This is a genomic window from Candidatus Cloacimonadota bacterium (assembly GCA_011372345.1).
GTDB lineage: Bacteria > Cloacimonadota > Cloacimonadia > Cloacimonadales > TCS61 > DRTC01.
The window spans coordinates 1-3,588 of sequence record DRTC01000413.1 but is presented as its reverse complement, the minus strand read 5'-3'; the positions used below and the strand labels follow the sequence as shown (position 1 = coordinate 3,588).

Sequence of the window (3,588 nt, the reverse complement as noted above, 5' to 3'; positions counted from 1 at the left end):
GTCTGAAATCCGTATTTAGAGTAAAGGAGATCAAACGGTTATGCAGAAGTAAAGCAGAAGAAATGAAAGGACTTGCTGAATATGGTTATCAAATTTCTTATCCGATACTGGAAACCGGTTTTTTAAAGAAAGGTGAAACAGTTGGAAAAATTCCCGTCTCTGTTATAAATAAAGCATTTGAAATGAAAAAAAATCATTTTTCCGCTCCTTTCGAACTTGATATTGGATTCCTGGTTTTCAAGGTTGCAGATATAAAAAAACCAACAAAAGAAAATCTGAAAAATGTTTATAAAAAAGTATGGAAAGCATATTCGAACTATGAAAAATCAAAACCAGTTACTTCAGGATTAAAGAATTATTTCAGAAATAATATCGATCAATTTATTATTCCCGCCGCTTATGTTCAGAAAATTTTCATCCCTTTCGCAGATTCTACTCTTATTTCCAAAATCAGAAATAATTTTTTCCAAAAAGACGAATTAAAAAATATTTTAGAAGAATATGACCTGCAAACTGCCAGTAATGTCATTTACCTGAAAAAATTTTCAAACCCGGATCACATTGATGAAAAGATTGCTCAACAGATCAATGACGAAGAGGAATTCGGGATCATCAAAGAGAAAGATCATTCTGTATTTTATCACATCAGTTCCTATTTTCCTGAATTCATTCCGGATTACGATGAGATAAAATTCCAGATACAAGACCTGATCGTCAGCCCTGAACCTGATACAAACGATTTCAGGAAATATTATGAATCTCATATAAAAGATTTTATGAGTCCTGACAGTTTGCGGATCGGTGGTGTTTTTATCCCGTTCGAAACTGATTCCATCGAGATTTCAGAAAACATTGCTTTCCAGTATTATCAGGATAATATGAATTTGTTCTATCGAGACAGATCCATCCGCTTTGATTATATTTTTCAGAGAGATGAAAGACTTATAGAAAAAATCTATGATCACCTCCTTTCCGGTTTTGATTTCGAGACATTACAATACTGTTTTTCCGAAGATCATATTTATCCTCAAAATGAGATATTTAGTGAAAAAATGCTTTCTCCGAAAATACAAAATGCCTTTTTGGAAACTCCCTTAAATGATATTACCGAACCGGTTAACGATGATAATGGCTGGTTCATTTTTAGAAAATTAGAAGAATATCCTGCAGGTATTCCTGAATTTTCTGAAATTGAAGACATAATTTTAGAAAAGCTTAAACTTGAAAAGGCAATAAAAAATTCAGAACTTAAAGCAGAATCGATATTTGATTCTACTACTTATTTCAGTAATTGTTATAGATTCGCAGAAGATAAATATATTTTTAGATCAGAACTTATAAATGCAAACTCTGAATTTGACAAAATTGGATCAATCACAAAATATAAAAACGAACTTCTTCGACTTTGGAATAATGAAAAATACAGCGGAATAATCAAAACCAATAATGGATTTGCTGTAATTTTCCTTCTGCAGAAAAGGATAGCAAAACAACTTAGCTTCGAAGAAGCATTACCCAAGATCAAAGAGATATTCAATGCCAAGAAACGCTTTGATACAGCAAACAAATACACTTTAAATTTAAGAAATAAGATCATTTCCGGTGCAGATCCGGATTCTTTGCTCTTTTTTTTTGGAGGTTGGAAAAAAGAAGAACACCTGACTTTTGAAAGCGAAATTCCCGGAATAGAAATAAGTCAGCAAATATTGGAAGATATTTCCAAAAGAAATGAAGGATATTTCAGTCCTGTTATCAAAATTTCAGATGATCTTTTAATGTTTTATCATATTGAAAGAATGCAGAAAATATCAATGGAAGCGTATGTGTCTCAAAAAGATAAATTCAGGAAACACATTATTGAAAAAGAATTTAAGAATTGGCTGGATGAGTTCAGATCAAAGACTGAAATTAAGACGAAATTCTAAATCTGCAACTTTTATCAAAAAAATATTCTCTTACTCTTTAGTGTACTTTCGTGTTTTTCGTTGCTTATGATCCGGTTTTTTCATTGAAAGGTTATTTTTGCTTGACACTAAATCAGCGAAAAAAGTTCTTTCCTTCTTGCATGTGGCGGGATAGCTCAGTTGGTAGAGCAGAGGCCTGAAAAGCCTTGTGTCCCCAGTTCAAGTCTGGGTCCTGCCACCATTTTTTTACTACTGATTTTCACGGATTAAACGGATGAAGAAACAGCGAATCCATCTTCGATGAATCTACACCGAGACAAGCAAAACTAACAAAAGAATAAAAGTTCAAATTATGAACAGAATTTTATTACTTCGATATCTATACAGATAAAATCCTCAAATTCCAATTTTAAGGAAGAAGTTAAGGAAAGATCAAATGTTAAATCAATATGACCAAGTATATTCTGGAGCAGGAAATTGAATTATGAAAAAAGATCATAAAGATGTAAATGGATAATGCTGCTCGATTGAGTTTTCCCTTTTTCCCTTTTTCCCTTTCTCCTTTTCTCCTTTTCTCCTTTTTTCCTTTTCTCCTTTTCTCCTTTCCCCCTGTTCTTTTTCATTTGACAGGATATGAATTAGTTTGAGATTAGGCATGGTATATTGAGAGAGAAGATGAATGAAAAATTCATAATTGATTTAGAGATATCCATAAGCAGTAGAGAGGTACCAGGTGGAATTCGAATGGAATAACAAAAAAGCAGATAGAAATAAAAAGAAACATGATATTTCTTTTCAGGAATCAGCTACTGTTTTTGGTGATCCTCTAGCCATTACCTTTGAGGATCCGGATCATTCATTAACTGAACAGCGATCGATCACATTTGGAATAACCAGGTTAAATCGTTACATTGTCGTATCACATACCAAGCGAAGTAACAAAACAAGAGAGGAAAATATATGAAGAAGGATAATCAAAAAGATGAGTTAAGAACAGAATACAAGCGTTCCGATCTTGGTAAAGGAGAGCGCGGCAAGTACTATAAAGCTTACAAGGAAGGTCATAACCTGGTTCTTTTAAAACCGGAAGTAGCAAAAGCCTTTCCAAGCGAGAAAGCAGTTAATGAAGCGCTCAAATCCCTCATAGAAGTTGCTAAAAATGCAACCGGAATTGCCAGCCGCTAAACCTGACCAATATCCTCTAACTCATCTCAAATAGTTAGAAAAGAGTTTAACCGGTGTTACATCCATCGATGCTTCCGAGTTCTCTTATTCGGGCACTGTTTATTCTACAGCCGGTTACACCAATTACGAAGATAATTCAATTGATCTATTGATAAATCCAACTGATGAGGATGGTTATGAGCGGATACTGGTAGTTATTAATGGATAATGCTGCTCGATCCGGATTTTCCCTTTCTCCTTTTCTCCATTTCTCCCTTTCTCCCTTTTCTCCGTTTTTCCTTTTCTCCTTTTTTCCTTTTCTCCTTTTCTTTTTCATTTGACAGGATATGAATTAGTTTGAGATAAGACATGAAAGAAATATAGAAGAATTTTGTCTGGATTTTGATTTTAGCAGCAACTTAAAATGGAGGAGAATATGAAAAATGTGGATTTATCACGAACTTTTTAAATATTTATAGGTTAGTTTTGCGAATTTTTTAATGAGCGTGACATACGGATG

3 protein-coding genes and 1 tRNA gene are annotated in these 3,588 nt (G+C 33.4%); all 4 read left to right on the top strand.

All coding sequences use genetic code 11. The features are described 5' to 3' along the window. The first annotated feature begins 62 nt into the window (after nucleotides 1-62). The 4 genes from ENL20_08075 to ENL20_08060 all read left to right on the top strand — a co-directional run bounded on the left by ENL20_08075 (nucleotide 63) and on the right by ENL20_08060 (nucleotide 3,089). Entirely contained in the window at nucleotides 63-1,925 is a 1,863-nt protein-coding gene (locus ENL20_08075) for a hypothetical protein (GenBank protein HHE38515.1), read from the top strand. Between the two features lie 144 nt (nucleotides 1,926-2,069). Beyond that, a tRNA-Phe gene (locus ENL20_08070) sits at nucleotides 2,070-2,145 on the top strand. A 492-nt stretch (nucleotides 2,146-2,637) separates the two neighbouring features. Beyond that, a complete protein-coding gene (locus ENL20_08065) occupies nucleotides 2,638-2,868 on the top strand; it encodes a BrnT family toxin (GenBank protein HHE38514.1) in 231 nt (76 codons plus the stop codon). After that, nucleotides 2,865-3,089, top strand: a complete 225-nt coding sequence (locus ENL20_08060; protein ID HHE38513.1) for a hypothetical protein — start codon at nucleotides 2,865-2,867, stop codon at nucleotides 3,087-3,089. The genes ENL20_08065 and ENL20_08060 overlap by 4 nt, the downstream gene beginning before the upstream one ends. Nucleotides 3,090-3,588 lie beyond the last annotated feature (499 nt).